This window comes from Xanthomonas prunicola (assembly GCF_002846205.1).
In the GTDB taxonomy this organism is placed as follows: domain Bacteria; phylum Pseudomonadota; class Gammaproteobacteria; order Xanthomonadales; family Xanthomonadaceae; genus Xanthomonas; species Xanthomonas prunicola.
The window spans coordinates 1-334 of record NZ_PHKV01000084.1 but is presented as its reverse complement, the minus strand read 5'-3'; the positions used below and the strand labels follow the sequence as shown (position 1 = coordinate 334).

General features: G+C 65.9%; 1 protein-coding gene. It reads left to right on the top strand.

What is annotated here, in order from left to right; genetic code table 11:
- Nucleotides 1-129: 129 nt before the first annotated feature.
- Nucleotides 130-334 (top strand): hypothetical protein (locus tag XpruCFBP8353_RS23140; RefSeq protein WP_133125729.1); only part of this gene is annotated, 205 nt, incomplete at its 3' end.

The window sequence follows — 334 nt, the reverse complement described above, 5'->3', positions numbered from 1 at the left end:
TTCACCATCGGCAGCAAACTCCACATCCGCATGCGCAACGGCGAGCTGATCGTCACCGTAGCACCTGCAGAGTGACCAACCCGCCGCATCCCGCACTCCGCGCGTGCACCCCGCAGTTGGAGAACTCGCATGGTGAATGACACCCTGGCCGGCATCCTTGGCACATTCCCGCACTTCGGCAGCAAATGGATGCCGCTGCCGGTCGAACGCGCGACCAACACCTGCACCGCCTTGTATCGACGCAGCGCCTCAGGCACCACCGCCACTACACGCACGCCGTACGTCGCGCACCCGCGCGTCGCACCGCCTGCCGCGCGCATGCTGACATTGCCCT